Source organism: Acidovorax sp. CCYZU-2555 (genome assembly GCF_018413525.1).
Lineage (GTDB): Bacteria > Pseudomonadota > Gammaproteobacteria > Burkholderiales > Burkholderiaceae_C > Comamonas.
The window spans coordinates 42,342-68,098 of record NZ_JAHCDD010000005.1; the positions used below are offsets into that span (position 1 = coordinate 42,342).

Below are 25,757 nucleotides of genomic sequence, written 5' to 3' on the forward strand. Positions count from 1 at the left end.
CAAATCATTCCATGCATCCTGCTGTTTTTGACCTTGCCCTGCCCTCTTCAGGGAATTCCGGTGCCGAAACGTCCGATGCGTTGCGTGTTGGGTCGGTGCATGCGGCCCTGCCCGCGACATTGCCTGGCCAGGGGCTCGATGCGCAGGCGCGCCAGGCCATGCAGGCCTTGCTGCGCGAAGGCGAGTCGGCCAATACGCGCATGAGTTACCAGAGTGCGCTGCGCTACTGGGCGGCCTGGCATGCGTTGCGCTACGGCCGGCAGATCGTGCTGCCGCTGTCGGCCGACTGTGTGCTGCAGTTCGTCGTCGACCATGCGCAGCGCAGCACGCCGCAAGGCCTGATCTGCGAATTGCCTGCGGCCATGGACCAGGCGCTGATCGAGGCCGGCTACAAGACGCGGCCCGGCGCGCCCGCGCACAACACGCTGGTGCACCGCGTCTCGGTGCTGTCGAAAGCGCATCAGGTGCGCGACCTGGCCAACCCCTGCCACGACCCGCGCGTGCGCGAGTTGCTGTCGCGCACGCGCAAGGCCTACGCCAAGCGCGGCGCGCTGCCGCAGAAAAAGGAAGCGTTGACGCGCGACCTGCTGACCCAATTGCTCGACACCTGCGACGACAGCCTGCGCGGGCGGCGCGACCGCGCGCTGCTGCTGTTCGCCTGGGCCAGCGGCGGGCGCCGGCGCTCCGAAGTCGCGGGCGCCGACATGCAGTACCTGCGGCTCCTGCCTTCGGGCGACTATCTCTATACGCTGGCCCATTCCAAGACCAACCAGGCGGGTGTCGATGCGCCAGAAAACCACAAGCCCGTGCTGGGCGCGGCGGCGGTGGCGCTCGCGGCCTGGCTGCAGGCCAGCGGCATCGCAGAAGGCGCGATCTTCCGGCGCATACGCAAGGGCGGGCATCTGGCCGAGCCTTTGAGCCCGCCCGCGGTGCGCAATATCGTGCGCGAGCGCTGCGCGCTCGCCGGCATCGAAGGCGATTTCTCCGCGCACTCTCTGCGCTCGGGCTTTGTGACCGAAGCCGGGCGCCAGAACGTTCCCCTGTCAGACACCATGGCCATGACCGGCCACCAGAGCGTGGCAACGGTGATGGGCTACTTCCGCGCCGAATCCGCGCTGGGCAACCAGGCGGCGCGCATGATGGAAGACAAGAAGTGATCCGGATGCCGTCGCCGGCGGCGCTGGTCAATTAGCGTGAATTATTCAATAATGATAATTATCGAAATTGGATAATTGGCAATAATGAGCTACTTCCGTCGTCAAGACTTGGCCGAACAGATGGCCAGACAGCTGCTGCGTCCGGGCATCCTGGACCAGGGCCTGCGCTCGGGCCTGTTTCTGTCGGGCTCGCGGCGCACGGGCAAGACGACGTTCCTGCAGCAGGATCTGATGCCCGCGCTAGAAGCCCATGATGCGGTCGTCATCTATGTGGACCTGTGGTCCGACACCCATGCCGAGCCCGGCGCGCTGGTGCATGCGGCGATTCGCAATGCGCTGCAGGAGCTGCAGACGCCTGCCTCCAGCGTACTCGCGCGGCTGGCGCGCATCAAGGGGCTCGATGTCGAGGCGCTGGGCGTAAAGTTCGGCTTCGAGCTTGCCGACCTGGGCACCAAGGCCGGCCCTCCCCTGGCCCAGGCGCTGATGGAAGTCGTCGACAAGGCCAGGACCCATGTAGTGCTGATCGTCGATGAAGTGCAGCAGGTGCTGGCCACCGAACAGGGCGCGCAGCTGATGCTCGCGCTCAAGGCCGCGCGCGATGCGATCAATCCCCGGCCCGACACGCCTGGGTACTTCCTGTTCATAGGCACGGGCTCGCACCGCGCCCAGGTGGCGAGCCTCACGCTGCAAGGCAAGCAGGCCTTTGCCGGCGCGACGTCGCTGAGCTACCCCACGCTGGGCGACGACTATGTCGAGTATCTGCTCGATGCCGTTCGGGCGGAAGGCGCGAAAGTGCCCAGTCTTGCGGTCGCGGTCGCGGCGTTCGATACGCTGGGCCACAGGCCCGAAGAACTGCTGCGCGCCTTGCGCATGGTCCAGCAGTATGTGCCGGAGCAGGTCGACACGTTCTTTCCCGTGATCGCGCTGACGCTCAAGAGTGCGTCCGCGGATGTGGAGCTGCGCAAGATCGAAGACCTGGGAATGCTGGCCATGGCGGTCTTCGAGCGCGTGGTCGCTGCCGAGGAAGGCGTGCGCGGGCTGTTCTCCACCGAATCGGTGAGCGCGTACAGCGCCGCGGTCGGCCATGACGTCACGACCGACCAGGTCCAGCGCGTCGCCGACGAGCTGCGCAATGCCAACATCATCATGCGCAAGAGCCATGGCATGTATTGCGTGACCGACCCGTTCGTGCGCCGCGCCTGGCTGGCGCACAAGGCGCAGCCGGGCGCGGTGCGCCCTCCTGCCGCCAACTGAGCGCGGCACGACCCTGCTGAAAGCAGGTTCTTTTGCCAATTAGATTGCGTACAATTCAATTGTGAGCAACAATACACCCATGCCCAGCGCCCTTCAACCTTCCAGCGATCAGTTCCCCAAGCTCGACAACCAGCTGTGCTTTGCGTTGTACTCCGCTTCGTTGGCGACGACCAAGCTTTACAAGCCGCTGCTCAAGCCCTGGGGCCTGACCTATCCGCAGTACCTGGTGATGCTTTCGCTCTGGGAAAAAGATGGCTGCATGGTGTCCGAACTGGGCGAGCAGCTGTTTCTCGATTCCGGCACGCTGACGCCGCTGCTCAAGCGCATGGAAAGCGCGGGCTGGCTGCAACGCCAGCGCGACAGCGCCGATGAGCGCCGTGTGCGCATCGCCCTGACCGACGCCGGCCGCGATCTGCGCGAGAAGCTCGCGGGCATTCCCGAGTGCCTGCTGCAGCAAAGCCCGTGCACCCTTTCCGAGCTGCAGGCCTTGCGCCTGCAACTCCAGCAATGGCGCGACCATCTGGTCACGCTGATCCCTCCCGCTTCCAATTGAAGCGTATTCACTTTTCAGGAGTTCACCCCATGGCATCGCTCGACAAAGTTCTCTACACCGCCCGCACCCACACCACCGGTGGCCGTGACGGCGCTTCCAGCAGTGACGACGGCCGCCTGGACATCAGCCTGTCTTCGCCCGGCGGCGCAGGCACGGGCACGAACCCCGAGCAGCTGTTTGGCGCAGGCTATTCGGCCTGCTTCATCGGCGCGCTCAAGGCCGTGGCCGCGCGTCAGAAAGTGACCCTGCCCCAGGATCTGGCCATCGACGCCGAAGTCGATCTGGGCCCCGTGGGCCAGGCTTTCGGCATCGCCGTGCGCCTGACCATCTCGCTGCCCGGCATGGACAAGGCCCAGGCGCAGGAACTGGTCGACACCGCCCATCAGGTCTGCCCTTACTCGAACGCCACGCGCGGCAATATCGACGTCACGCTGACCTTGGCATAAAGCAGGTGGCAGGCGCTGCACGCGCCTGCCCTGCGGTTTCGACTCAGACTGGGCTGCGGCGAACCCGCATGCCCAGTTTTTGCAGCAGCTGGTTGTCGGCGTCGACCTCGGGGTTGCCGGTCACCAGCAGCTTGTCGCCATAGAAGATCGAGTTCGCGCCGGCCAGGAAGCACAGCGCCTGCACGGCCTCCCCCATTTGCTGGCGCCCCGCCGACATGCGCACCCTGGCCTTGGGCATGGTGATGCGGCAGGCCGCGATCACGCGCACGAAATCCAGCGGGTCCACGGGCGGGCTGTCGGCCAGCGGCGTTCCGGGAACGGCGACCAGGCTGTTGATCGGCACCGACTCGGGATAGGGATCGAGGTTCGCCAATTGGGCAATCAGCCCGGCGCGGTGTACCGGCGCTTCGCCCATGCCCACGATGCCGCCGCAGCAGACGCTGATGCCGGCCGAGCGCACGGCGCTCAAGGTATCGAGCCTGTCCTGGTAGCTGCGCGTGCTCACCACGTCGGTGTAGTACTCGGGCGCGGTGTCGAGGTTGTGGTTGTAGTAGTCGAGGCCGGCTTCCTTCAGCGCCGTGGCCTGGTGGCTTTGCAGCATGCCCAGCGTGGCACAGGTCTGCATTCCCAGGCCTTTGACGGTTTCAATCAGTACCGCCATTTTTTCGATATCGCGGTCCTTGGGCGCGCGCCAGGCGGCGCCCATGCAAAAGCGCGTCGCTCCCGCATCCTTGGCGGCCTGGGCCGCGGCGCGCACTTCATCGACGCCCATGAGCTTTTGCGCGCTGACGCCGGTGTCGAACTCCGCGGCCTGGGGGCAATAGCCGCAGTTCTCGGGGCAGCCGCCGGTCTTGACCGACAGCAGCGTCGCCAGCTCCATGTCGCCTTCGGGCCAGTGTTCGCGGTGAACGGTTTGCGCGCGGTGCAGCAGGTCGAGAAAAGGCAGGTCCAGCAATTGCTGCACGGCTTCTTCGCTCCATTCGCCCACTTCAGCCCGCGGAGCGGCCATGGTGGAAACCGGTGGGTGGAAATTCAGCGTGTGCGCTGCGGGTGCAGACGGGTTCAAAACAGGCATGGAAATGACTCCTGGATCAGGCTGCTGGCGACGGCTGGCAGTCCATGGCAGCGATTGTGGGAGCCGAATTCCCTTGCGCTGCGCCTCATGCCCCAAAATAAATGGGCTAAAAATGATGCCTGCAAATGCAGGCAAATTCAGCTATTTTTAAGAGGAGATGCGTGAAATTGAATGTGTGTTGGTGACTGTGTTGGCTGTCGCTGTGATGCTGCGCGCAACGCACGCCAACTGCGGCCAAAAACGCCAGGACCATTCCGGCGTTTGCCCACGGCCCGTGTCATCGGCGCGCGCTATGCTGTCAGTTCACGCCACGGCGCCCCGGTTTGCGCGGGCATTCACCGGTTTTCATGGTCTGTCCCTGATGTCTTCCCCGCCACCCTTGCCCGAAGCACCCGCACACCGCGCCACGGCAGGCCATGCCGTCGAAGTCTTTTTCGTGTTTCTGAAGCTGGGGCTCACGGCTTTCGGCGGGCCGGTCGCGCATCTGGCCTACTTTCGCGCCGAATTCGTCGAGCGGCGGCGCTGGATCGATGACGGCGGCTATGCCGATCTGGTCGCGCTGTGCCAGTTCCTGCCGGGCCCGGCGAGCAGCCAGGTCGGCTTTGCGCTGGGCCTGGGGCGTGCGGGCTGGCCGGGCGCACTGGCCGCCTGGCTGGGTTTCACGCTGCCGTCGGCGCTGGCGCTGATCCTGTTTGCTTTCGGCATACAGCAGTGGGCCTGGCTGGCGACATCGGGCGCCGTGCATGGACTGAAGCTGGCCGCGGTCGCCGTGGTCGCGCATGCGGTCTGGGGCATGGCACGTTCGCTCTGCCCCGACCGACCCCGGGCCGCATTGGCGATTGCGGCCGCGCTGCTCGCGCTGGCGATTCCTTCGGCACTGGGACAGGTGGTTGCCATCGCCGGCGCGGGCTTGGTCGGCTGGTGGTGGATACGGCCCACGGCACTGCCCGCTTCCATGCCGCGCAATCCTGGCTTGGGCAAGAAGACGGCCGCAGTTCTGCTGCTGGTGTTCGGCCTGCTGTTGCTGCTGTCCATGGCCGTGGCTGCCGGCCCTTCGCTGGGCGCGCAGTTCGCCGCGTTCTACCAGGCCGGAGCGCTGGTGTTCGGCGGCGGCCATGTGGTGCTGGCGCTGCTGCAGGCCGCCGTGGTGCCGCCGGGCTGGATCACGAACGACGCTTTCATCGCCGGCTACGGCCTGGCCCAGGCCGTGCCCGGGCCGCTGTTCACTTTTGCGGCCTATCTCGGGGCCTTGATGCCCGCGCCCATGGGCGGCTGGACGGGCGGGCTGTTATTGCTCGCCGCCGTGTTCCTGCCCGGACTGCTGCTGGTCGCGGGTGCATTGCCTTTCTGGGAGTCGCTGCGCCAGCGGCGCAAGGTGCAGCGCGCCATGGCCGGAGCAAACGCGGCCGTGGTGGGCCTGTTGCTCGCCGCGCTCTACGATCCGCTGTGGACCAGCGCCATTCATACCCGTTTGGATTTCGGCATTGCGCTGGCGGCATTCGGCCTGCTGGCCTGGGGCCGCCAGTCGCCGCTGCGCGTCGTGGCGTTGTCGGCCTTCGCGGCCTTGCTGCTGGTCTGAGGGCTCAGCCCAGGGCCGCGATCACGTCCGCGGGTGCCTGCACCAGCTCGATCAGCACGCCTTCGCCCGCGATGGGAAATTCGTCATTGCTCTTGGGGTGCAGAAAGCAGATGTCGTAGCCCGCGGCGCCGGCGCGAATGCCGCCGGGCGCGAAGCGCACGCCCTGGGCAGTGAGCCATTCGACCGCCAGCGGCAGGTTGTCGATCCACAGGCCGATATGGTTGAGCGGCGTGGTGTGGACCGCGGGCTTCTTGTCCAGATCGAGCGGCTGCATGATGTCGACTTCGACTTTCATCGCGCCGCGGCCCATCGACAGGATGTCTTCGTCCACGTTCTCGCGCTCGCTCTGGAAGGTGCCGGTCTGCTCCAGCCCCAGCATGTCGACCCAGAGTTTCTTCATGCGGTTCTTGTCGGTACCGCCTATGGCCACCTGTTGAATGCCCAAGACCTTGAATGGGCGCTGCGCTGCAGTCATGTTGCTCCTTGTATTGTTCTGAACGGTGCCCGGTGCGGGCGCCTTCGCCATTTTCGGAGAAATGCCGGCCCTTGGCCTGGCGCGCGCCCAGAAAAAAACCGCCGGGGCCGGCGGTTCGGGTGAGAACGCCGAAGGTCAGCGTTTGAGAAAGCCGGCCACGCCCTGGCGAAAGGCGTCGCTGCCGTAGACCGCGTGCACCAGGTCATCGTCTTCGAGGCTTTGCTCGATGACGATGCGCCGAATGCTTTCCTTGACCGCGGCCTGGGTCACGCCCGACAGCGGCATCAGCCGTTCGGCCAGCGCGTGCGCGCGGGCGCTCAGCTGATCGGCCGCGCAGGCTTCGTACACAAAGCCGCAGGCCAGCGCTTCGGCGGCGTCGATGTACTCGGCCAGCAGCAGCATTCTCTTGACGCGCGGCACGCCCAGGGCCGCCTGCAGCCGCGCGATGTTGCGCGACGACAAGGTGTTGGACAGCGTCTTGGCAATCGGCGCGCCAAAGCGCGCGCCTTCGGTGCAGACGCGGAAGTCGCAGGCCGTGGCCAGGGCCAGGCCGCCGCCCACGGCCCAGCCGTCGATCACGGCGATGGTCGGCACGGCGATGCGCTCCACGCGGTCGATCACGTTCTCGACAAAGGCCTCGTAGGCAATGCCCTGCTCGCCGCGCTGGAAGTCGGCGAAATGCGCGATGTCCGTGCCCGAGATGAAGGACTTGCCGCCCGCGCCGCGAAACAGAATGGCGCGCACCTGGGGGTTGCGCGCGCAGTCGGCGATGCGTTCGAGCAGCGACTCGTACATCGCCTGCGTCATGGCGTTGTGGCGTTCGGGGCGGTTGATGGTGATTTCCGCCGCGCCCGAAGGCTGGATGCTGAGTTGGACCAGTTCGCTCATGCGGAGAGTGCGTAGATTTCGGCCATGATTTCCTCATTGTGCTCGCCCAGCAGCGGCGGATGGCGGCGCACCTGCTGCGGCGTGCCCAGCATCTTGACAGGAAAACCGATGTTCTTGACCTTGCCTTCGATCGGGTGGTCGATCTCCATGCACATCTTGCGGTGCGTGCCGTGCTCGCCTTCAAACGCTTGCGGATAGGTCAGCAGCGGGCCGGCCGGAATGCCGGCTTCGAGCATGGTGTCCACCCAGTCTTCGCTGTCGCGCTGGGCAAAGCTCTTTTCTAGTTCCTCGATCAGCGCTTCGCGGTGCTTGAGACGCAGCGCGACGGTGGCGTAATCCGCGTGCTCGACCAGGTCGGGGCGTTCGAGCAACGCGCACAGCTTGGCCCAGAGCTTCTGGTTGGTCGCGCCCATGACGAAGTAACCGTCGCGCGCCTTCACGGCCTGGTAAGGCGCGCTCATCTTGTTGCTGGTGCCCAGCGGCGATGGCGGCACGCCCGTGCCCCAGTAGTCGGACATGTCCCAGATGGAGAACGCCATTGCCGAGTCGAACAGCGAGGCGTCGATATGCTGGCCCTGGCCCGACTTCTGCGCGCCTATGTAGGCGGCCAGCAGCCCATAGGTGGCGAACAGCGCGCAGCCTATGTCGGCCACGGGCACGCCGGCCTTGACCGGTTTTTCGCCCTTGTAGCCCGTGACGCTCATCACGCCCGACATGGCCTGGGCCATCAGGTCGAAACCCGGGCGCGTGGCCCACGGGCCGCTCTGGCCGAAGCCCGAAATGCTCACGTAGACGATCTTGGGATTGATCTTGCGAATCGTCTCGTAGTCGATCTTCATGCGCTGCACGGCGCCGGGGCGGTAGTTCTCGACGATCACGTCGGCGGTCTCGGCGAGCTTGTAGAAGAACTCGCGGCCTGCGTCGCTCTTGAGGTCCAGCGTCAGCGAACGCTTGTTGCGGTTCATGTTGAGAAAGCCCATGCTGTCGGGCCCCTTCATCTTGAAGCCCATGGCGCCGCGCGTCTGGTCGCCGGTCGGCGGCTCGACCTTGATCACGTCGGCGCCGAGATCCGCGAGCAGCATGCAGGCGAACGGGCCGGCCATGACCTGGCTCACGTCGAGAACACGAATGCCTTGCAGCGGCAATTGGGGGGTGGTCTGGGTCATTTCAGCTCTCCTCGGTCACTTTGGCGAGGCGAACGACTTCGCCCCATTTCTTGTACTCGGTGGCCATGAAGGCCGCGAATTTCTCCACCGAACCGCCGCCGTCCTCGACGCCGAAGCCGTCGAAACGCGCGACCACGTCGGGCATGGCCAGCACCTTGTTGACATCGGCATTGATGCGCTTGGCAAGTTCCTTGGACATGTCCTTGGGGCCCACGAGTCCGTACCAGCTCGAGGCGTCGAAGCCCTTGAAGCCCTGCTCATCCATGGTCGTGACTTCGGGGAAGCCCTTGGCGCGGCTCACGCGGGTCTGGGCGATGGCGTTCATCTTCTTGGCCTTGACCTGGGCCGTGGCCGCGGTCATGGTGTCGAAGCTGAAATCGATCTGGCCGCCTATGAGGTCGGTCTGCATCGGGCCCGAGCCCTTGTAGGGCACGTGAATGGTCTGCACGCCCGCGGCCATGTTGAACATTTCCGCCGCCAGATGCTGTACCGATCCCGTGCCCGACGAGCCGAAGCTGATCTTGCCTGGGTTCTTCTTGCACAGCTCGACCACTTCCTTGACGCTCGCATAGCTGTTCTTGTGGCTGGTCACCAGAATGTGCGGCGTGGCACCGATCAGCACGATGGGCGCGAAGTCCTTGAGCGGGTCATAGGTGATGCTCTTGAAGATCTGCGGCGAGATCGCATGCGTGTTGACATGGGCCATCAGCAGGGTCAGGCCGTCGTGGAAGCGGGTCTTGGCGAAATAGTCGGCCGCGAGTGCGCCGGTCGCGCCGGGCTTGTTTTCGACGATCACCGAGCGGCCCCAGAGGTCCGTGAGCTTCTGGCCCACGATGCGCGCGAACACGTCGGTGCCGCCGCCCGGCGCCCAGCCCACGAGGATTTTCACCGGGCCCTTGGGCAGGTCGGCGGCATTGGCCAGGGCCCAGGGCGTGGCCAGGGCAGCTGCGCTGCCGGCCAGGAATTCGCGTCGCTTCATCTTGTCTCCTGTGTTTTGTTTGCAGCAATGCTCGCCGAGCGCGACTGCGGCGGCAAGAATGCATCACACATGCCTGGCTTCGTGTTTTACGAAACCCAGGCCCGCGGAGCCCACAAAATACGAGGAAACCCTGGTCGAACTGTTAATTCAGCAGTGCGCAGACGACATTGCGCAGCGTCTGCTCCTGCGCCCGGCCTTGCACGCTGGCCAGCACATAGGTGCGCTGGTGCCAGTCGCCGGCCAGCGCCACCTGGCCTATTCCCGGCTCGGGGTGCAGGCTCGCGAGCACCGCGGGCGGCATCAGGCCCACGCCCAGGCCGTGGCGCACCAGCGCGAGCATGGTGTCGAAGCCGCTCACGGTGAGATGCCGGCCCAGCGTGCGGCCGCGGCTCTGGTGCAGGCGTTGCAGGCTGGCCAGAATCGCCGAGCCCTGGCCCAGGCTGACCAACGGGCAGTCGAGCAGCGGATCGGCTTCGAGCGGAGCATCGGCAAAGGAAAAATGCGCGCGGCTGTAGATGGCGACCAGATCGTCCGAGCGGTAGTCGAACTTCTCCATGTCGATGAAACCGCTCTTCTTCTCGAAGATGCCTATGTCTATCACCTTGTCGCGCAGCAGCTGCTGGATGATGCGGCTGTTCTCCTCGATGATGTGCAGCGTGATCTGCGGGTACCTGGCGCGCACCAGCGCGAGATCGCTGGCGAGGAATTCGATGATCGCGGCCTTGGGCGCGCCGATGATGATGCGCCCGTCCTGGCCTTCGCGCATCGCCTGGGCGTCGTCGGCCAGGCGCGTGATCAGGCTGTCGATCTGGTGGATATGGGCCAGCAGCTTGGTGCCAGACTCGGTGACCTTGACGCCATGCGGCACACGCTTGAACAGCGGCGTACCCAGCTGGCGCTCCAGATCGGTGAGCCGCTTGGACGCCGCCGCCACGGCCAGCTGCAGCTTGTCGGCCGCGCGCGAGATGCTGCCTTCCTCGGCGACGGCCAGTGCCAGCTGGACCGTGAGGGTGTCGATTTTCATGGCGACATTATTGAATGCATACGCCTGGCGGGCCGTATGCAAACCAGGTTTGCAGATACTCGCTTAGAAGCTTTCCCATTCGTCCTCGGCCTTGCCCGCGACACGCGGGGCTGGCGCGGGCGCCTTGTCCGGGCCGCGCATCGCCGCGGTTGGCGCCAGGCGCGGGCCGATACGGGCCGGGCTGCGGCCACTTTCCTGGGCGTTGCGCGTGCGGGCTGGGCGGATGGCGAATAGAGCGCCGGCGCCTTGGCCACTGCCGCACCCACATTGAACACCGCCACCACCTGCGACAGGCGCTGCGCCTGATCGCTCATGGCCGTGGCCGCCGCGCTCGACTCTTCCACCAGCGCCGCGTTCTGCTGCGTCATCTGGTCCAGGTTGGAGACCGCCTGATTCACTTGTCCGATGCCGTCGCGCTGCTCGGTGGACGAGGCCGTGATCTCCCCGATCAGGTCGGAGACCCGGCGCACGCTGCTCACGATCTCTTCCATGCTGCGGCCCGCATGTGCGACCTGCGCCGATCCGGCCTCGACGTTCTGCACCGATGCGCTGATGAGTTGCTTGATCTCCTTTGCGGCCTCGGCGCTGCGCTGCGCAAGGCTGCGCACCTCGGACGCCACCACGGCGAAACCCCTGCCCTGTTCACCCGCGCGTGCCGCTTCCACGGCCGCATTGAGCGCCAGGATGTTGGTCTGGAAGGCGATGGAGTCGATCACGCCGATGATGTCGTTGATCTTGCGCGAGCTGTCGGTGATCTGCTGCATGCTGTGCACCACCTGGACCACCACTTCGCCGCCGCGCTCGGCGGCCTGGGCCGCGGTGGACGCTAACTGGTTGGCCTGGCGCGCGGTGTCGGCCGACTGGGTCACCGTGGCGGTCAGCTGTTCCATGCTGGCGGCCGTTTCCTGGAGGTTGGCCGCCGTCTGCTCGGTGCGCGCCGACAGATCCTGGTTGCCGGTGGCGATCTGCGTGGAGGCGGTCGAAACCGACTCGACGCCCGAACGCACTTCGGTCACCACGCCGCGCAGCTGCGCGGCCATCGTGGACAGCGACCTGAGCAGATGACCGAGTTCGTCCTTGCGGTCATCGCGCACGTCCACCGTCAGGTCGCCGGCGGTAATGGCATCGGTCAGTCGCACGGCCTGGTCCAGCGGCCGGGTGATGGAGCGCACCGTCAGTGCGGCCAGCATGACGCCGATGAGCAGCACCACGGCGGCGAAGGCCTCGCCTATCCATTGCGCCACGGCGATGCGCTGCGTGGCGTCGGCCTTGATCAGGTCGCGCTGGCGTTGCTGCAGCTCGACAAAGGCTTCCTGCGCGGCGGTGTACTTGGTCACCGCAGGAACCAGTCGGTCGTTCACTATGCGCTGCGCGCCTTCCACATCGCCGGCGCTGCGCGTCTTCTGCGCCTCGGCGACAAGCTGCAGCACGATGACGCGCTCGGCGGCCACGCGCTCGAGCTGGGCCTTGTCTTCGGGCGATTCGGCGGCATCGACGATCTGTTTCTGCACTGCCGACACGGCCTGGATGCTGGTCTTGAGTTGCGGCTGCAGGCGCTGGCTGAGCAATTCGTCGGTCGTGATCGAGCCGATCACCACGCGCTCGACTGCCAGCTCGGTCATGCCTTTCCAGCGCAGCGCCAGGGAAATGCGGTCTTCCTTGGTCTGCACGGCCTGGGCCGCCTCGGCGTTGAGTCGCACCGTCGTCATGTAAAGACCGGTGCCAAGGGCCAGCAGGGACAGCATGAGACCAAGAATGATCGTCCAGAGCTTGCCGGCGACCGAAAGGTTGTTGAAGTACATAGAAATCTGTGGGGAGAGGACCGAGGGCAAGGCGTTAAAGGTCGGCACGTTTCAGGTCGTGAATGCCGTGCAAAAAATAGCATGCTTTTGCTTACACTCTTGCCCAAAGCGGCCTCCTGACCACTGCGCTTGTGTCAGGTTTATGACTTGCCGATCTCGTCCCATCGCTTGGGAACACATCGGCGGTCCGCACCACGCATCTGCGCCGCGCGGTCGCGTCATTGCGGTCCATGCCGCGGCCCAAAAACGCCGGGCCTAGCGCAGGGAACCGCCTGGCATTGGCGATCCCCTGGGGCAGGACCGGGGTGAGTGAACTTACGGCGTCAGATCAGACGAATTCCAGAATCACCTCGTCGACCGCCAGCGAATCGCCCTTGCTGGCGCTGATCTTGCCCACCACGCCGTCCTGCGTGGCGAACAGGATGTTTTCCATCTTCATGGCTTCGATCACGGCCAGCTTCTCGCCCGCCTGCACCTTCTGGCCGGGCTGAACGGCGATGTCGATCAGCAGGCCGGGCATGGGCGACAGCAGGAACTTCGAGAGGTCGGGCGGTGCCTTGTAAGGCATCAGCTTGTGCAGCTCGGCGCCGCGCGGCGACAGCACCAGGGCTTCGATCTGCGTGCCGTTGTGCGCGACGCGCAGGGCCAGCGGGTTCTTGCCCGTGCCGCGCTCGATCTGCACGGTGAACGGCTGGCCATTGACCAGGCCGGCGAGACGTGCGTCGCGCAGATGGCTGTCGCTGCTGATCTCGTAGACCTTGTCGCCGCCTTCGCCATGCACCGTGACCTTGCTCGCATGGCGCGCGAGGTCGAAGTCTTCGACGCGCACCGAAGCGTGCTGGTTGCGGCCTTCGGCGCCCAGCGTGACCACGGCGTAATCGATGCCCAGTTGCAGTTCATGGCCCTGCATCTGGCCGGTGATGGTCGAGGCGCGTTCGCGGTAGCGGCGGTTCATGTACGCGGCCAGCGCCACGAGGAACTGCGGGTCGCTGTGCGGCACATCTTCGGCATGGAAGCCACCCGCGTAGTGCTCGGCGATGAAGCCGGTGTTGAAGTCGCCCGCGATGAACTTGGGGTGGGCCAGCAGCGCGGCCTGGAACGGAATGTTGGAGCTGATGCCACGGATCACGAAGCCGTTGAGCGCCTCGCGCATCTTGGCGATCGCTTCCTGGCGGTCCTTGCCGTGCACGATGAGCTTGGCGATCATCGAGTCGTAGAACATCGGAATCTCGCCGCCTTCATAGACGCCGGTATCGACGCGCACGCCATGAAGGTGCTCGGTGTCGCCCTGCCACATGGTCTGGGCAGGCGGCTGAAAGCGCACCAGCCGGCCCGTGGACGGCAGGAAGTTGCGAAATGGATCTTCGGCGTTGATGCGGCACTCGATCGCCCAGCCGTCGCGGCGCACATCGGCCTGCGTGAACGCCAGCTTCTCGCCGGCCGCGACGCGGATCATCTGCTCGACCAGGTCCAGGCCCGTGATGGCTTCGGTGACCGGGTGCTCGACCTGCAGCCGCGTGTTCATTTCGAGAAAGTAGAACGACTGGTCCTTGCCGACCACGAACTCCACCGTTCCCGCGCTCTGGTACTGCACGGCCTTGGCCAGCGCCACGGCCTGGGCGCCCATGGCCGCGCGCGTTTCTTCCGAGATGAACGGCGACGGCGCCTCCTCGATCACCTTCTGGTGGCGGCGCTGAATGGAGCATTCGCGCTCGTTGAGGAACACCACGTTGCCGTGGCCGTCGCCCAGCACCTGGATTTCGATGTGGCGCGGCTCTTCGACGAATTTCTCTATGAACACGCGGTCGTCGCCGAAGCTGTTGCGCGCCTCGTTCTGGCAGCTCGCGAAGCCGTCGAACGCTTCCTTGTCGTTGAACGCCACGCGCAGGCCCTTGCCGCCGCCGCCCGCGCTGGCCTTGATCATCACGGGATAGCCAATGCCGCGCGCAATTTCCACGGCCTGCTCGGCGCCGGCGATCGCGTCGTTGTAGCCGGGAATGGTGTTGACCTGGGCCGCGGCCGCGAGCTTCTTCGAGGCGATCTTGTCGCCCATGGCCGCGATCGCATGGTGCTTGGGGCCGATGAAGACGATGCCTTCTTCTTCCACGCGCTTGGCGAAGGCTTCGTTTTCGCTCAGAAAACCATAGCCCGGGTGCACGGCCTGGGCGCCGGTCTGCTTGCAGGCCGCGATGATGCGGTCGGCCAGCAGATAGGACTCGCGGCTGGGCGCGGCGCCGATGTGCACGGCCTCGTCGGCGAGCTGCACATGGCGCGCGTCCTTGTCGGCATCGGAATACACGGCCACGGTGGCGATGCCCATCTTGCGGGCGGTGGCGATCACGCGGCAGGCGATCTCGCCGCGGTTGGCAATCAGAATCTTGGTGAACATGTGATTTTTCCTGGCGCTGTCGTTCTTAGAGCGGAATGTTGCCGTGCTTGCGCCACGGGTTCTCGAGCTGCTTGTTCTGCAGCATCGTCAGGCTGCGGCAGATGCGCTTGCGCGTCTCGTGCGGCAGGATCACGTCGTCGATGAAGCCGCGCGCGCCGGCGACGAACGGGTTGGCGAAGCGCGCCTTGTACTCGGCTTCGCGCGCGGCGAGCTTGGCCGGGTCGTTCTTGTCTTCGCGGAAGATGATCTCCACTGCGCCCTTGGCGCCCATCACGGCGATCTCGGCCTGGGGCCAGGCCAGGTTGACGTCGCCGCGCAGGTGCTTGGACGCCATCACGTCATATGCGCCGCCATAGGCCTTGCGCGTGATGATGGTGATCTTGGGCACCGTGGCTTCGGCGTAGGCGTAGAGCAGCTTGGCGCCATGTTTGATGATGCCGCCGTATTCCTGGCTGGTGCCGGGCATGAAGCCGGGAACGTCGACAAAGGTCAGCACGGGAATGTTGAACGCATCGCAAAAGCGCACGAAGCGCGCCGCCTTGATCGAGCTCTTGATGTCGAGGCAGCCGGCGAGCACCAGCGGCTGGTTGGCCACCACGCCCACGGTCTGGCCCGCCATGCGCGCGAAACCGATCAGGATGTTCTTCGCGTAGTCGGGCTGCAGCTCGAAGAAGTCGCCGTCGTCCACGGTCTTGGCGATCAGCTCCTTCATGTCGTAGGGCTTGTTCGGGTTCTCGGGCACCAGCGTGTCGAGCGAGCGGTCGGCGCGGTCGGCCGGGTCGGTGGTCGCGCGCAGCGGGGCCTTTTCGCGGTTGTTCAGCGGCAGGTAGTTGTACAGGCGGCGCAGCATCATCAGCGCCTCGACATCGTTGTCGAACGCCATGTCGGCCACGCCGCTCTTGGTCGTGTGCGTGATCGCGCCGCCCAGTTCCTCGGCCGTGACTTCCTCGTGCGTCACGGTCTTGACCACTTCGGGGCCGGTCACGAACATGTACGACGAGTCTTTCACCATGAAGATGAAGTCGGTCATCGCGGGCGAATACACCGCGCCGCCTGCGCAGGGGCCCATGATCATGCTGATCTGCGGCACGACGCCGCTGGCCAGCACGTTCTTCTGGAACACGTCGGCGTAGCCGCCCAGGCTCGCAACGCCTTCCTGGATGCGCGCGCCGCCCGAGTCATTGAGGCCGATCACGGGCGCTCCCACCTTCATCGCCTGGTCCATGACCTTGCAGATCTTCTCGGCGTGGGTTTCGCTTAAAGCGCCGCCGAACACCGTGAAGTCCTGGCTGTAGACGAACACCAGCCGGCCGTTGATCATGCCGTAGCCCGTGACCACGCCGTCGCCCGGAATCTTGTTGTCCTGCATGCCGAAATCGGTGCAGCGGTGCTCGACGAACATGTCCCACTCCTCGAACGTGCCGTCGTCGAGCAGCAGTTCTATGCGCTCGCGCGCCGTGAGCTTGCCCTTGCCGTGCTGCGCGTCGATGCGCTTTTGACCACCGCCGAGTCGCGCCAGCGCGCGCTGTTTCTCGAGTCGCTCCAGAATGTCCTGCATGATGCTCGTCTTTCTTACTGAGTCGTCGCACGGCCCGGGGGCTGCGCTTCTTGGGGATGGATGACTGCGCGCCCTATTGTGGCGCGCGGGAATGTGGGGCCTGTGACTGCGCGGCCAGCAGGTTGCGCGCCGCGGTCGATGCGGGCAGACGCCCTTCGGCCACCGCGGCCAGCGTCTGCGGCAGCAGCGCCTGGACTTCGGGGTGGGAGCGAAACGCCTGCTTGAGGCCGGCGTCAATGCGTTCCCACATCCAGGCCAGCGACTGCTTTTCGCGCCGCGACACCAGCCGGCCATTGGTCGTCTGCATCTGGCGAAACTGCTGCACGGCCTGCCAGAACGCTTCCACGCCCTGGCCCAGCAGCGCGCTGATCTGCAGCACGCGCGGCTGCCACAGCGCGCCATGCGTCGCATGGTCGGGGTTGCCGTGCATGCCCAGCAGGCGCAGGCTAGACGTGATCTGCGCTTCGGCGCGCGTGGCCGCGTTCTTGTCGATGTCGGCCTTGTTGATGACCACCAGATCGGCAAGCTCCATCACGCCTTTCTTGATCGCCTGCAGATCGTCGCCCGCATTGGGCAGCTGCAGCAGCACGAACATGTCGGTCATGCCGTTGACGGCCGTCTCGCTCTGGCCCACGCCCACGGTCTCGACGATCACCACGTCATAGGCTGCGGCCTCGCAGACCAGCATGGCTTCGCGCGTCTTCTCGGCCACGCCGCCCAGCGTTCCACTCGCCGGGCTGGGCCGGATATAGGCCTGGGGATGGACCGACAGATGCTCCATGCGCGTCTTGTCGCCCAGGATGGAGCCGCCCGACACCGACGACGACGGATCGACGGCGAGCACCGCGACACGCAGGCCCTGCTTGATCAGGTACAGGCCCAGGGTTTCGATGAACGTCGACTTGCCCACGCCAGGCACGCCGCTGATGCCCAGCCGGAACGCCTTGCCCGTATGGGGCAGCATCGCGGTGAGCAGCGCATCGGCCTGGGCGCGGTGGTCGGCGCGCGTGGATTCGAGCAAGGTGATCGCCTTGGCGATCGCCCGGCGCTGCACGGCCGGGCCGCCATGCAGAATGCCTTGCAGCAACTCGGAAGGGGTCATGCCGCTCTCAGAGGATGGTGGCCTGACGGATCTGCTCGAGCACATGCTTGGCGCTGGCCGGAATCGGCGTGCCCGGGCCGTAGACGCCCTTGACGCCGGCCTCGAACAGGAATTCGTAGTCCTGAGCGGGCACCACGCCGCCGACGAACACGATGATGTCGTCCGCGCCCTGTTTCTTCAGCTCGGCGATGATGGCCGGCACCAGCGTCTTGTGGCCTGCGGCCAGCGTCGACACGCCCACGGCATGCACGTCGTTCTCGATCGCCTGGCGCGCGCATTCCTCGGGCGTCTGAAACAGCGGACCCATGTCGACGTCGAAGCCCAGGTCGGCGAAGGCCGTGGCGACGACCTTGGCGCCGCGGTCGTGGCCGTCCTGGCCCAGCTTGGCGATCATCACGCGCGGGCGCCGGCCCAGTTCTTCGGCGAGTGCGTTGATTTCGGTCTTGAGCTTGTCCCAGCCTTCGGCCGAGTCATAGGCGGCGGCGTAGACGCCGGTGACTTTTTGCGTGTCGGCGCGGTGGCGGCTGTAGACCTTTTCCAGCGCATCGCTGACTTCGCCCACCGTGGCGCGCAGGCGCACGGCCTGGATCGCCAGCTCCAGCAGATTGCCTTCGCCGCTTTCGGCGGCCGCGGTGAGCGCATCGAGTGCCTGCTGCACCTTGGCCGTATCGCGTTCCTTCTTGATCTTGTTGAGCCGCTCGATCTGGCCGTCGCGCACCTTGACGTTGTCGATCTCGAGAATGTCGATCGGGTCTTCCTTGGCGAGCTTGTACTTGTTGACGCCCACGATCACGTCCTTGCCCGAATCGATGCGCGCCTGCTTCTCGGCGGCCGCGGCCTCGATCTTGAGCTTGGCCCAGCCGCTGTCCACCGCCTGGGTCATTCCGCCCATGGCTTCGACTTCCTCGATGATTGCCCAGGCCGCGTCGGCCATGTCCTGGGTCAGCTTTTCCATCATGTACGAGCCGGCCCAGGGGTCGATCACGCTGGGAATATGCGTTTCTTCCTGGATGATCAGTTGGGTGTTGCGCGCGATGCGCGACGAGAATTCGGTGGGCAGCGCGATCGCTTCGTCGAAGCTGTTGGTGTGCAGCGACTGCGTGCCGCCGAACACCGCGGCCATGGCTTCGATGGTGGTGCGCACCACGTTGTTGTACGGATCCTGCTCGGTCAGCGACCAGCCCGAAGTCTGGCAGTGGGTGCGCAGCATCAGGCTCTTGGGGTTCTTGGCGCCGAACTCCTTCATGATGCGGCACCACAGCAGGCGCGCGGCGCGCATCTTGGCGATCTCCAGGTAGAAGTTCATGCCGATGGCCCAGAAGAACGACAGCCGGCCCGCGAAGGCATCGACATCCATGCCCTTGGCCGTGGCGGTCTTCACATATTCCTTGCCGTCGGCCAGCGTGAACGCGAGTTCCAGGGCTTGATTGGCGCCGGCTTCCTGCATGTGATAGCCCGAAATCGAGATCGAGTTGAACTTGGGCATGTTCAGGCTCGTGTACTCGATGATGTCGCCGATGATGCGCATCGACGGCTTGGGCGGGTAGATATAGGTGTTGCGCACCATGAATTCTTTGAGGATGTCGTTCTGGATCGTGCCCGAGAGCTGATCCTGGCGCACGCCCTGCTCCTCGGCGGCGACGACATAGCCCGCGAGCACGGGCAGCACCGCGCCGTTCATGGTCATGGACACCGACACCTTGTCGAGCGGAATCTGGTCGAACAGCACTTTCATGTCCTCGACCGAATCAATCGCCACGCCGGCCTTGCCCACATCGCCCGTGACGCGCGGGTGATCGGAGTCATAGCCGCGGTGCGTGGCCAGATCGAAGGCCACCGAGACGCCCTGCCCGCCCGCAGCCAGCGCCTTGCGGTAGAACGCATTCGACTCCTCGGCCGTGGAAAAGCCTGCGTACTGGCGAATGGTCCAGGGGCGCACCGCATACATGGTGGCCTGGGGGCCGCGCAGATAGGGCTCGAAACCGGGCAGCGTATTGGCATGCGGCAGATCTGCGCTGTCTGCAGCGGTATAGAGGGGCTTGACGGTGATGCCGTCGGGAGTGATCCAGTTCAAGGCCTGTACATCGCCGCCAGGCGCGGATTTGGCAGCCGACTTGGCCCAGGCGCTCAGGTCGGCGGGGGCGAATTCAGGTTCAGCGGCATTCGCCACGCTTTGGCGCATATCTGTAGGCTTGTCCATCGGTGAGACCACGGTAGGTTGTGACGGAAAGAGTGTACATGATTCATAATTATTGATTCAAAATAATCCAGGCTACAATTCATCATTCATGTCAGTGATTACCCTAGCCCCTTCCGCGCTCTACCAACAGGTAGCCGAGCAGCTGCGCCAACGCATCTTCCAGCATGTGCTGGAGCCCGGTGCCTGGATTGACGAACTCAAGATAGCCGAAGAGTTCGGCATCAGCCGCACGCCTTTGCGTGAAGCGCTCAAGGTGCTCGCGGCCGAAGGGTTGGTGACGATGAAGGTGCGTCGCGGCGCCTATGTGACAGAAGTCTCGACCAAGGATGTACGCGATGTCTATCACCTGCTGGCGCTGCTCGAGAGCGATGCCGCGGCCGCGGTCGCGTCTTCCGCCACCGACGACGAACTGGCGGCGCTGAGCGCCTTGCATGCCGATCTGGTGGCGCACAAAGGCAACGCCGAACAATTCTTTGCAATCAACGAACGTTTTCACATGCGCCTGCTTGCGCTGGCCAACAACCGCTGGTCTGATCAGGTGGTTGCCGACCTGCGCAAGGTCATGAAACTCAACCGCCACAAGTCGCTGTTTCGCCAGGGGCGCATAGACGAATCGCTGCAGGAGCATGCGCTCATCCTGCAGGCCCTGCTCGACCGCCAGCCCGAGCGCGCGCGCGCCGCGATGCAGCAGCACTTCTCCAACGGACTCGTGGCGGCCGTGCAGTAAGCGCATGGCCCTGCATTGCGGATGGGCCTGTTACGCAAAGTAACGAACGGTGCTATAAATAAAGCGGTGGATGACAGGTAAACAGCAGGAAGCCCCCCCGGCCTAAGGTTTTCGCCTTTTTTCGCGGCGTGTCACCGAGCAGTTCCTTAGGGACCGTGTCATTCGGATCGCATTCGCGCTGCAATCTGAGGGCCTTCATCATGCTGGACGGTTTTTTCCTCAGCCACGCAAGTCCGGCACAGTTGCTCGAAGGGCGTAGCGACGCCGGACTGGTGGTGCTGTCCGTGCTCATCGCCATCGTGAGCGCGGCCGTGTGTCTGCGGCTTGCAAGCGTGGCGCAGGCCACCACGGGCCCGACCCAGCAAGCCGCCCTGCTGGCCGGCAGCCTGGTGCTCGGCAGCGGCATCTGGGCCATGCATTTTGTCGGCATGCTGGCTTTCGACCTGTGCCTGACCGTCAACTACGACCTCAATCTCACGCTGATTTCCATGGTTCCCAGCCTGCTGGCATCGTGGATTGCCTTGCGCATTCTCTCCAAGCCGCGTATCACCCGGCTTTCTCTGCTGGTGGGCGGTGTCTGCGTGGGCGCAGGCATAGGCGCCATGCATTACAGCGGCATGGCATCCATGCAGATGGCGCCCATGCTGCGCTATGACCCGTTCTGGTTCGCGGCCTCGCTGGTGGTGGCGGTCGTGTTGTCGACGCTGGCACTGTGGATACGCTTTGCGCTGCGCGAGCGCCTGCGCGCGGCGTTGAAATGGTCGCCGGAAACCATCAAGACGGTGTCCGCGCTGGTCATGGGCGGCGCGATTTCGGGCATGCACTACACCGCCATGGCCGCAGCACGGTTCGTCGGCACGCCCGGCATGCTCGAAGGTCCTAGCACCGGAGGCGCGCGCACGCTGGGAATGACGGTGGCGTTTGCGGCGCTGGCCGTGATTGGCCTGATCGGCCTGCTCATGGGCCTGCTGCGCTACCGCGCGCTGTGGCGGCGCGTGGAAACGAACGAGCAGCGCCTGCAGTCGCTGTTGAGCGAGCGCAGGAAGATCGAATCGCGCCTGCGCGTCGCGGCCAGCGTGTTTGAGCACGGTTATGAAGGTTTCATGGTGCTCGATGCGCGTTTTCGCGTGACCGACATCAACCATGCCTATCAGCGCATGAGCGGATTTTCCAAGAGCCATTGCGTGGGCCGCACGCTTGAAGACCTGTACGGGCCGCTGGTGCTGGGCCAGACCTTTGAGTCGGTGCAGGAAATCGTCGCCAAAACCAAACATTGGCAGGGCGAAATCGAGGCCCTGGATGCGGGCGGCGTCAGCGCCGTGCACCGCATCTCGATTTCCGCGGTGCTCGACGACTTCAAGCGCATCCAGCATTTCATCGTGGTCATCAGCGACGTGACCCAGGACAAATCGCATGAACGCGAACTCGAGGAGATCGCTCTTTACGACAGCCTGACCGGACTGCCCAACCGCCGCCTGCTCAATGACCGCCTGGCCCAGGGCATTCATGCGGCGAACCGGCAGAAAACGCTGCTCGCCGTGCTGTACCTCGATCTCGACGGGTTCAAGCAGGTCAACGACCTGATGGGCCATGCGGACGGCGATCTGCTGCTCTGCGAACAGGGCCGGCGCATCCGCGCCGAACTGCGCGGCGACGACACCGCGGCGCGCATCGGTGGCGATGAAATGGTGCTGCTGCTGGGCGACTGGAACGAGTTGCACCAGGCCGAGGCCACGATCGCCCGCCTGCTCGAGGCCATAAGCCGGCCCGTGGTGCTGCCGCGCGGCACGGTGCGCGTCACGGCCAGCATAGGCATGAGCATTTTCCCGCTCGATGCGCAGCTGCCCGAAGCGCTGCTCGAGCAAGCGGATCAGGCCATGTATGACGCCAAGCAGCGCGGCAAGAACCAGTTCCGGCGTTATCGCGGCCCTTCGGACGCGGAGCCGGGCAGCGAACTGGTACAGCTCAACGACACGGATTGCGTGCAGAGTGCGCCTACCGTCTGAAGCCTTGTGTCGCCGGTTTCCACTGCGACAATAGTTGCGTTCGTTCAATTTCGCAGCTTCTGCGACCAGGCCTTGCCATGTCCTCTTCTGCCCTCCCCGATTCCAGCGCCGCAGTCACCGCGTCGGCGCTGCCCAGCGCCGACGGCCTGTTCGACCATTGGCTCAAGGCACGCAGCAACGATCCCTGGGCGCCGCTGACCGCCGAAGCCGCCAAGCCCTATGGCTTCATCTGGGGCGCATGGAGCAAATTCCTGCAGGCCCATCTCGACGCCCAGGGGCACAACGTCGCCGCCCTCGCCTGGAACGAGGCCAGCGCCGTCCAGGTGCTGCACTTCATCAACCATATCCCGCAGACCGTCAAGGGACGCAAGGTCAGCGACATCACGCGCCGGCGCTATTGGCGCGTGCTCGACCGCATCTATGACCACGCGCTTTTGATGGGCTGGATAGAGATCAACCCCGTGCATGCGGTCGCCGCCGCCGAGCGCCCTCCCAGCGAGGATCCCAAAGGTGCCATTCTGTCGGACGCTATGTGGCAGGCCGGAATCGCCCATATTCCCGCGGGCCACGATCTCGTGGGCGCGCGCGACCGCGCGGTGCTGATGCTGCTGTTCGAACTGGGCCTGGCGCCCGAAGAACTGCGCATGCTGCGCACCGACAACCTGCTCTACAGCACGCCGCAGGGCGACAGCGGCGAGACGCAGATCATCGGCGTGCACATCGAAGGCCTGCGCGACAACCAGCAGCGCAAGCTGTCGATCAGCACCGCGCTCGCACGCGGCCTCGCCCACTGGATGCGCGCCCGCGCGCAGTACCCGGCGATGCAAGGCGAAGTCTCGCTGTTCTGTTCGCGCAAATCGCGCACTCTTTCGAACCATACGCTGCTGCATCTGGTCACCAAGACCTTGGCCGAAGCCGCGCAATCCGCCGGTCTGCCCACGCCTGCGCGGCTGGGGCCGCAGATCGTGCGCAACACCGCCATCGTGCGCTGGCTCAATGCGGGCATGGCCCTGGGCGATGTCGTGGAACGCGCGGGACTCAAGAACGTCAACGGGCTGCTGCATCTGCGCGACCTGGTCAGCGATGAAGCCCGAACCGCCCTGTCTCAGCGGGCGCGGTCGTTCTAAGGCGCAAAACTGGCGCGCTTGGTTCGCCGGGCGCGCCGAGCCAAGCGCACCAAGAACGGGTTTTATCGCCGCATGCAGGCCGAAGCCCGCCCTTCTCCTGATTACAAGAGATTCATTCACTTCATTTTGTATAGAAGGTGCTTTATATTTCATGTAAGCTGGATTGAAGAGATGAAGGTATAGGTGGAGCCAGGCAACTTTATGGCCTAATTCCCGCCTACCGCTTCACTCTGCTCTTGCCCATGCGCCGCGCCATTCCTTCCACCCAAGCCCTGGCCTGCTTCGAGGCCTGTGCCAGGCACCAGAGCTACACGCGTGCCGCGCAGGAACTCGCGCTGACCCAGAGCGCCGTGTCGCGCCAGATCATTGCGCTCGAGGAATTTGTCGGCGTGGCCCTCTTCCGCCGCACCCGCCATGGCATGGAGCTCACCCCTGCCGGCACCACCTATGCACGCAAGGTGCGCAGCTGGCTGCAGGGCCTGGAGCGCGATACGCTGGACATCATGGCGCGCCAGGGTGAAGGCGGCACGCTGAGTCTGGCCGCCGTGCCCACGTTCGCCACGCGCTGGCTCATGCCTCGCCTGCCCTTGCTGGCCAAGGAGCACCCAGGCATCACGGTGCACATCGATACCCAGACCCGCCCTTTTCTCTTTGCCGACACCGGCTTCGATGCCGCGCTCTATGCCGGCACGCCCGAACAGGTGACGCAATGGCCGGGTATACAGGCGCAGTGGCTGATGGACGAGCAGGTCGTGCCCATGTGCAGCCCCGGCCTGTTGGCCCAGGCCGCCCAGCGCGGACTGGGGCGCGCCTGGCAGACCGTGGCGCCCGAAGCCATTGCCCTGCTGCCGCTGCTGCAGCAGAGCACACGCCCCTACGGCTGGCAGCAGTGGTTCCAGGCCGCGGGGCTGGAGCCCGCGCGCGCGCTCGACGGCCCGCGCTATGAACTGTTTTCGATGCTGGCCATGGCCGCGACGCATGGCATGGGCGTGGCGCTGATTCCGCCGATGCTGGTCGAAGCCGAACTTGCGCGCGGCGACCTGGTCGTGGCCTGCTCGCTGTCGCTGCGCCGTGAACGCAGCTACTACCTGATCACGCCTGCCCTGCCCCCTTCCGCGGTGCTGCAGTCGTTTTCGGATTGGCTGCAACGCATGGCGCAGCACCCTTCGACAAGCCCTGTGTGATCGGGTTTTGCGGGCCGGCAAGGCGTCAAAACCACGGACCTCATAAGCAAATATCGATTTAGTATTTCACAAATGCATGCCAAATGCGTCATCATTCGCATTTCGCATAATCAAACACACATGGACATCCGCCAGCTCGAAGCTTTTGTCGCGGTCATGACGATTGGCAGCATCACCGGTGCAGCCAAGCTGCTCGAACGCTCGCAGCCCGCCATTTCCCGGCAGATCCAGGAGCTGGAAACGGATCTGGGCGACGCGCTGCTGCACCGCAACGGCCCCAAGGTCACGCCCACGGCGCTGGGCTATGTGCTTTATGAAGAGGCGGAACGCATTGTCAACGGCGTGCGCCGCATCCAGCAGCATGCGCGGCGACCGCCGGAGATCGTGCTCCCGCCGCTGCTGATTTCGGCCACGCCGGCGCTGTCGCTGGGCGTGGTCGCGCCCGCGCTCGCGCATTGCCAACCGGCGCTGGCCGTGAGCAAGATCGAGTTGCTGTCGGTTCGGCCCGAGAACGTGGTCAGCGACGTGCTGCACGGCATGGCCGACCTCGGCGTCTGCAGTCTGCCGCTCGACCACCAGCAGATCTGCGTGCATTGGGTCGCCGAAGTGGCGTGCAAGGCCGTTGTGCCCGCCGACCATCCATTGGCCGCGCTCGACGTGATTCCCATTGCTTCGCTGGCCAAGCAACGCGTCATCGGCATGCACAACCCGCACCGCCTCAAGCAGCACATCGACGCCGCGCTGCACAAGGCCGGCGCACCCGGTCTGCAGGCCGATATCGAGACCAATTCGTCGATGAACGCCCAGGCCCTGGTGCGCGCCGGCCTCGGCGTCGCCATTCTGGACCCCATGACGCTGCTCGGCGCTCCGCTGCAAGGCCTTGCCTACCGCGATCTCGACGTGCGCATTCCCTTTCACTTCGGTGCGATCAGCGCCCAAGGAAAAAACCTGTCGGCGCCCGCGCTGGTCCTGCTCGAAGCGCTGCGCGCAACCGCCGCTTCGCTGGACCAGTGCCGCCTGCACGACGCCCAGGCCTTGGCCGGCGTCTGAGCTCCCTCCATTTGAT

21 protein-coding genes are annotated in these 25,757 nt (G+C 65.1%); 10 read left to right on the plus strand and 11 right to left on the minus strand.

What is annotated here, in order from left to right; translation table 11 throughout:
- The first annotated feature begins 11 nt into the window (after positions 1 to 11).
- The 4 genes from KHY18_RS02890 to KHY18_RS02905 all read left to right on the plus strand — a co-directional run bounded on the left by KHY18_RS02890 (position 12) and on the right by KHY18_RS02905 (position 3,410).
- A complete protein-coding gene (locus KHY18_RS02890) occupies positions 12 to 1,157 on the plus strand; it encodes a tyrosine-type recombinase/integrase (protein WP_213294126.1) in 1,146 nt (381 codons plus the stop codon).
- An 84-nt stretch (positions 1,158 to 1,241) separates the two neighbouring features.
- Complete coding sequence (locus KHY18_RS02895; RefSeq protein WP_213294128.1) at positions 1,242 to 2,411, plus strand: AAA family ATPase; 1,170 nt, start codon at positions 1,242 to 1,244, stop codon at positions 2,409 to 2,411.
- 79 nt (positions 2,412 to 2,490) lie between these two features.
- Positions 2,491 to 2,964, plus strand: coding sequence for a MarR family winged helix-turn-helix transcriptional regulator (locus tag KHY18_RS02900; protein WP_213294130.1), 474 nt, complete (start codon positions 2,491 to 2,493; stop codon positions 2,962 to 2,964).
- Positions 2,965 to 2,993: 29 nt separating this feature from the next.
- Positions 2,994 to 3,410, plus strand: coding sequence for an organic hydroperoxide resistance protein (locus KHY18_RS02905; RefSeq protein ID WP_213294132.1), 417 nt, complete (start codon positions 2,994 to 2,996; stop codon positions 3,408 to 3,410).
- Positions 3,411 to 3,453: 43 nt separating this feature from the next.
- On the opposite strand, the gene bioB is transcribed toward KHY18_RS02905, so the two are convergent.
- Entirely contained in the window at positions 3,454 to 4,485 is a 1,032-nt protein-coding gene (gene bioB, locus KHY18_RS02910; protein ID WP_213294135.1) for a biotin synthase BioB, read from the minus strand.
- 361 nt (positions 4,486 to 4,846) lie between these two features.
- Here bioB and chrA point away from each other — a divergent pair, with 361 nt between their 5' ends.
- Positions 4,847 to 6,064 carry a chromate efflux transporter gene (gene chrA, locus KHY18_RS02915; protein ID WP_213294137.1) on the plus strand — a complete coding sequence of 406 codons (1,218 nt, stop codon included), beginning with the start codon at positions 4,847 to 4,849 and terminating at the stop codon, positions 6,062 to 6,064.
- 4 nt (positions 6,065 to 6,068) lie between these two features.
- Here the strand turns inward: chrA and KHY18_RS02920 are convergent, their stop codons facing one another.
- The 10 genes from KHY18_RS02920 to scpA form a co-directional block, all read right to left on the minus strand.
- Positions 6,069 to 6,539: a VOC family protein gene (locus tag KHY18_RS02920; RefSeq protein WP_213294140.1), complete on the minus strand. Its 471-nt coding sequence runs from the start codon at positions 6,537 to 6,539 to the stop codon at positions 6,069 to 6,071.
- A gap of 135 nt (positions 6,540 to 6,674) precedes the next feature.
- The gene (locus KHY18_RS02925) at positions 6,675 to 7,427 is read right to left on the minus strand and encodes an enoyl-CoA hydratase (protein WP_213294143.1); all 753 of its coding nucleotides are present in this window, start codon (positions 7,425 to 7,427) and stop codon (positions 6,675 to 6,677) included.
- Positions 7,424 to 8,593, minus strand: a complete 1,170-nt coding sequence (locus KHY18_RS02930) for a CaiB/BaiF CoA transferase family protein (RefSeq protein WP_213294145.1) — start codon at positions 8,591 to 8,593, stop codon at positions 7,424 to 7,426. The genes KHY18_RS02925 and KHY18_RS02930 overlap by 4 nt, the downstream gene beginning before the upstream one ends.
- A 1-nt stretch (position 8,594) precedes the next feature.
- Positions 8,595 to 9,572 (minus strand): Bug family tripartite tricarboxylate transporter substrate binding protein, encoded by a 978-nt coding sequence (locus tag KHY18_RS02935; RefSeq protein WP_213294147.1) that lies wholly within the window; start codon positions 9,570 to 9,572, stop codon positions 8,595 to 8,597.
- Positions 9,573 to 9,714: 142 nt separating this feature from the next.
- Positions 9,715 to 10,596, minus strand: coding sequence for a LysR family transcriptional regulator (locus KHY18_RS02940; RefSeq protein ID WP_213294149.1), 882 nt, complete (start codon positions 10,594 to 10,596; stop codon positions 9,715 to 9,717).
- The gene (locus KHY18_RS02945; protein ID WP_213294151.1) at positions 10,593 to 12,398 is read right to left on the minus strand and encodes a methyl-accepting chemotaxis protein; all 1,806 of its coding nucleotides are present in this window, start codon (positions 12,396 to 12,398) and stop codon (positions 10,593 to 10,595) included. Before KHY18_RS02945 ends, KHY18_RS02940 begins: the two co-directional genes overlap by 4 nt.
- 328 nt (positions 12,399 to 12,726) lie before the next feature.
- Positions 12,727 to 14,787: an acetyl-CoA carboxylase biotin carboxylase subunit gene (locus KHY18_RS02950; RefSeq protein WP_213294153.1), complete on the minus strand. Its 2,061-nt coding sequence runs from the start codon at positions 14,785 to 14,787 to the stop codon at positions 12,727 to 12,729.
- Between the two features lie 25 nt (positions 14,788 to 14,812).
- Positions 14,813 to 16,345 carry an acyl-CoA carboxylase subunit beta gene (locus tag KHY18_RS02955; protein ID WP_213294155.1) on the minus strand — a complete coding sequence of 511 codons (1,533 nt, stop codon included), beginning with the start codon at positions 16,343 to 16,345 and terminating at the stop codon, positions 14,813 to 14,815.
- Between the two features lie 73 nt (positions 16,346 to 16,418).
- Positions 16,419 to 17,447 (minus strand): methylmalonyl Co-A mutase-associated GTPase MeaB, encoded by a 1,029-nt coding sequence (meaB, locus tag KHY18_RS02960; protein ID WP_213294158.1) that lies wholly within the window; start codon positions 17,445 to 17,447, stop codon positions 16,419 to 16,421.
- A gap of 7 nt (positions 17,448 to 17,454) precedes the next feature.
- A complete protein-coding gene (gene scpA, locus KHY18_RS02965) occupies positions 17,455 to 19,647 on the minus strand; it encodes a methylmalonyl-CoA mutase (protein ID WP_249728871.1) in 2,193 nt (730 codons plus the stop codon).
- 88 nt (positions 19,648 to 19,735) lie between these two features.
- Here scpA and KHY18_RS02970 point away from each other — a divergent pair, with 88 nt between their 5' ends.
- The 5 genes from KHY18_RS02970 (at position 19,736) to KHY18_RS02990 (ending at position 25,741) form a co-directional block, all read left to right on the plus strand.
- Positions 19,736 to 20,374 carry a GntR family transcriptional regulator gene (locus KHY18_RS02970; protein WP_213294161.1) on the plus strand — a complete coding sequence of 213 codons (639 nt, stop codon included), beginning with the start codon at positions 19,736 to 19,738 and terminating at the stop codon, positions 20,372 to 20,374.
- A 200-nt stretch (positions 20,375 to 20,574) separates the two neighbouring features.
- Positions 20,575 to 22,380 carry an MHYT domain-containing protein gene (locus tag KHY18_RS02975; protein ID WP_213294164.1) on the plus strand — a complete coding sequence of 602 codons (1,806 nt, stop codon included), beginning with the start codon at positions 20,575 to 20,577 and terminating at the stop codon, positions 22,378 to 22,380.
- A 77-nt stretch (positions 22,381 to 22,457) separates the two neighbouring features.
- Positions 22,458 to 23,507 carry a tyrosine-type recombinase/integrase gene (locus KHY18_RS02980; RefSeq protein ID WP_213294167.1) on the plus strand — a complete coding sequence of 350 codons (1,050 nt, stop codon included), beginning with the start codon at positions 22,458 to 22,460 and terminating at the stop codon, positions 23,505 to 23,507.
- 242 nt (positions 23,508 to 23,749) lie between these two features.
- On the plus strand, positions 23,750 to 24,691 hold the full coding sequence (locus tag KHY18_RS02985; protein ID WP_213294170.1) for a LysR family transcriptional regulator: 942 nt from the start codon (positions 23,750 to 23,752) through the stop codon (positions 24,689 to 24,691).
- Positions 24,692 to 24,811: 120 nt separating this feature from the next.
- Positions 24,812 to 25,741 (plus strand): LysR family transcriptional regulator, encoded by a 930-nt coding sequence (locus tag KHY18_RS02990; RefSeq protein WP_213294174.1) that lies wholly within the window; start codon positions 24,812 to 24,814, stop codon positions 25,739 to 25,741.
- Positions 25,742 to 25,757 lie beyond the last annotated feature (16 nt).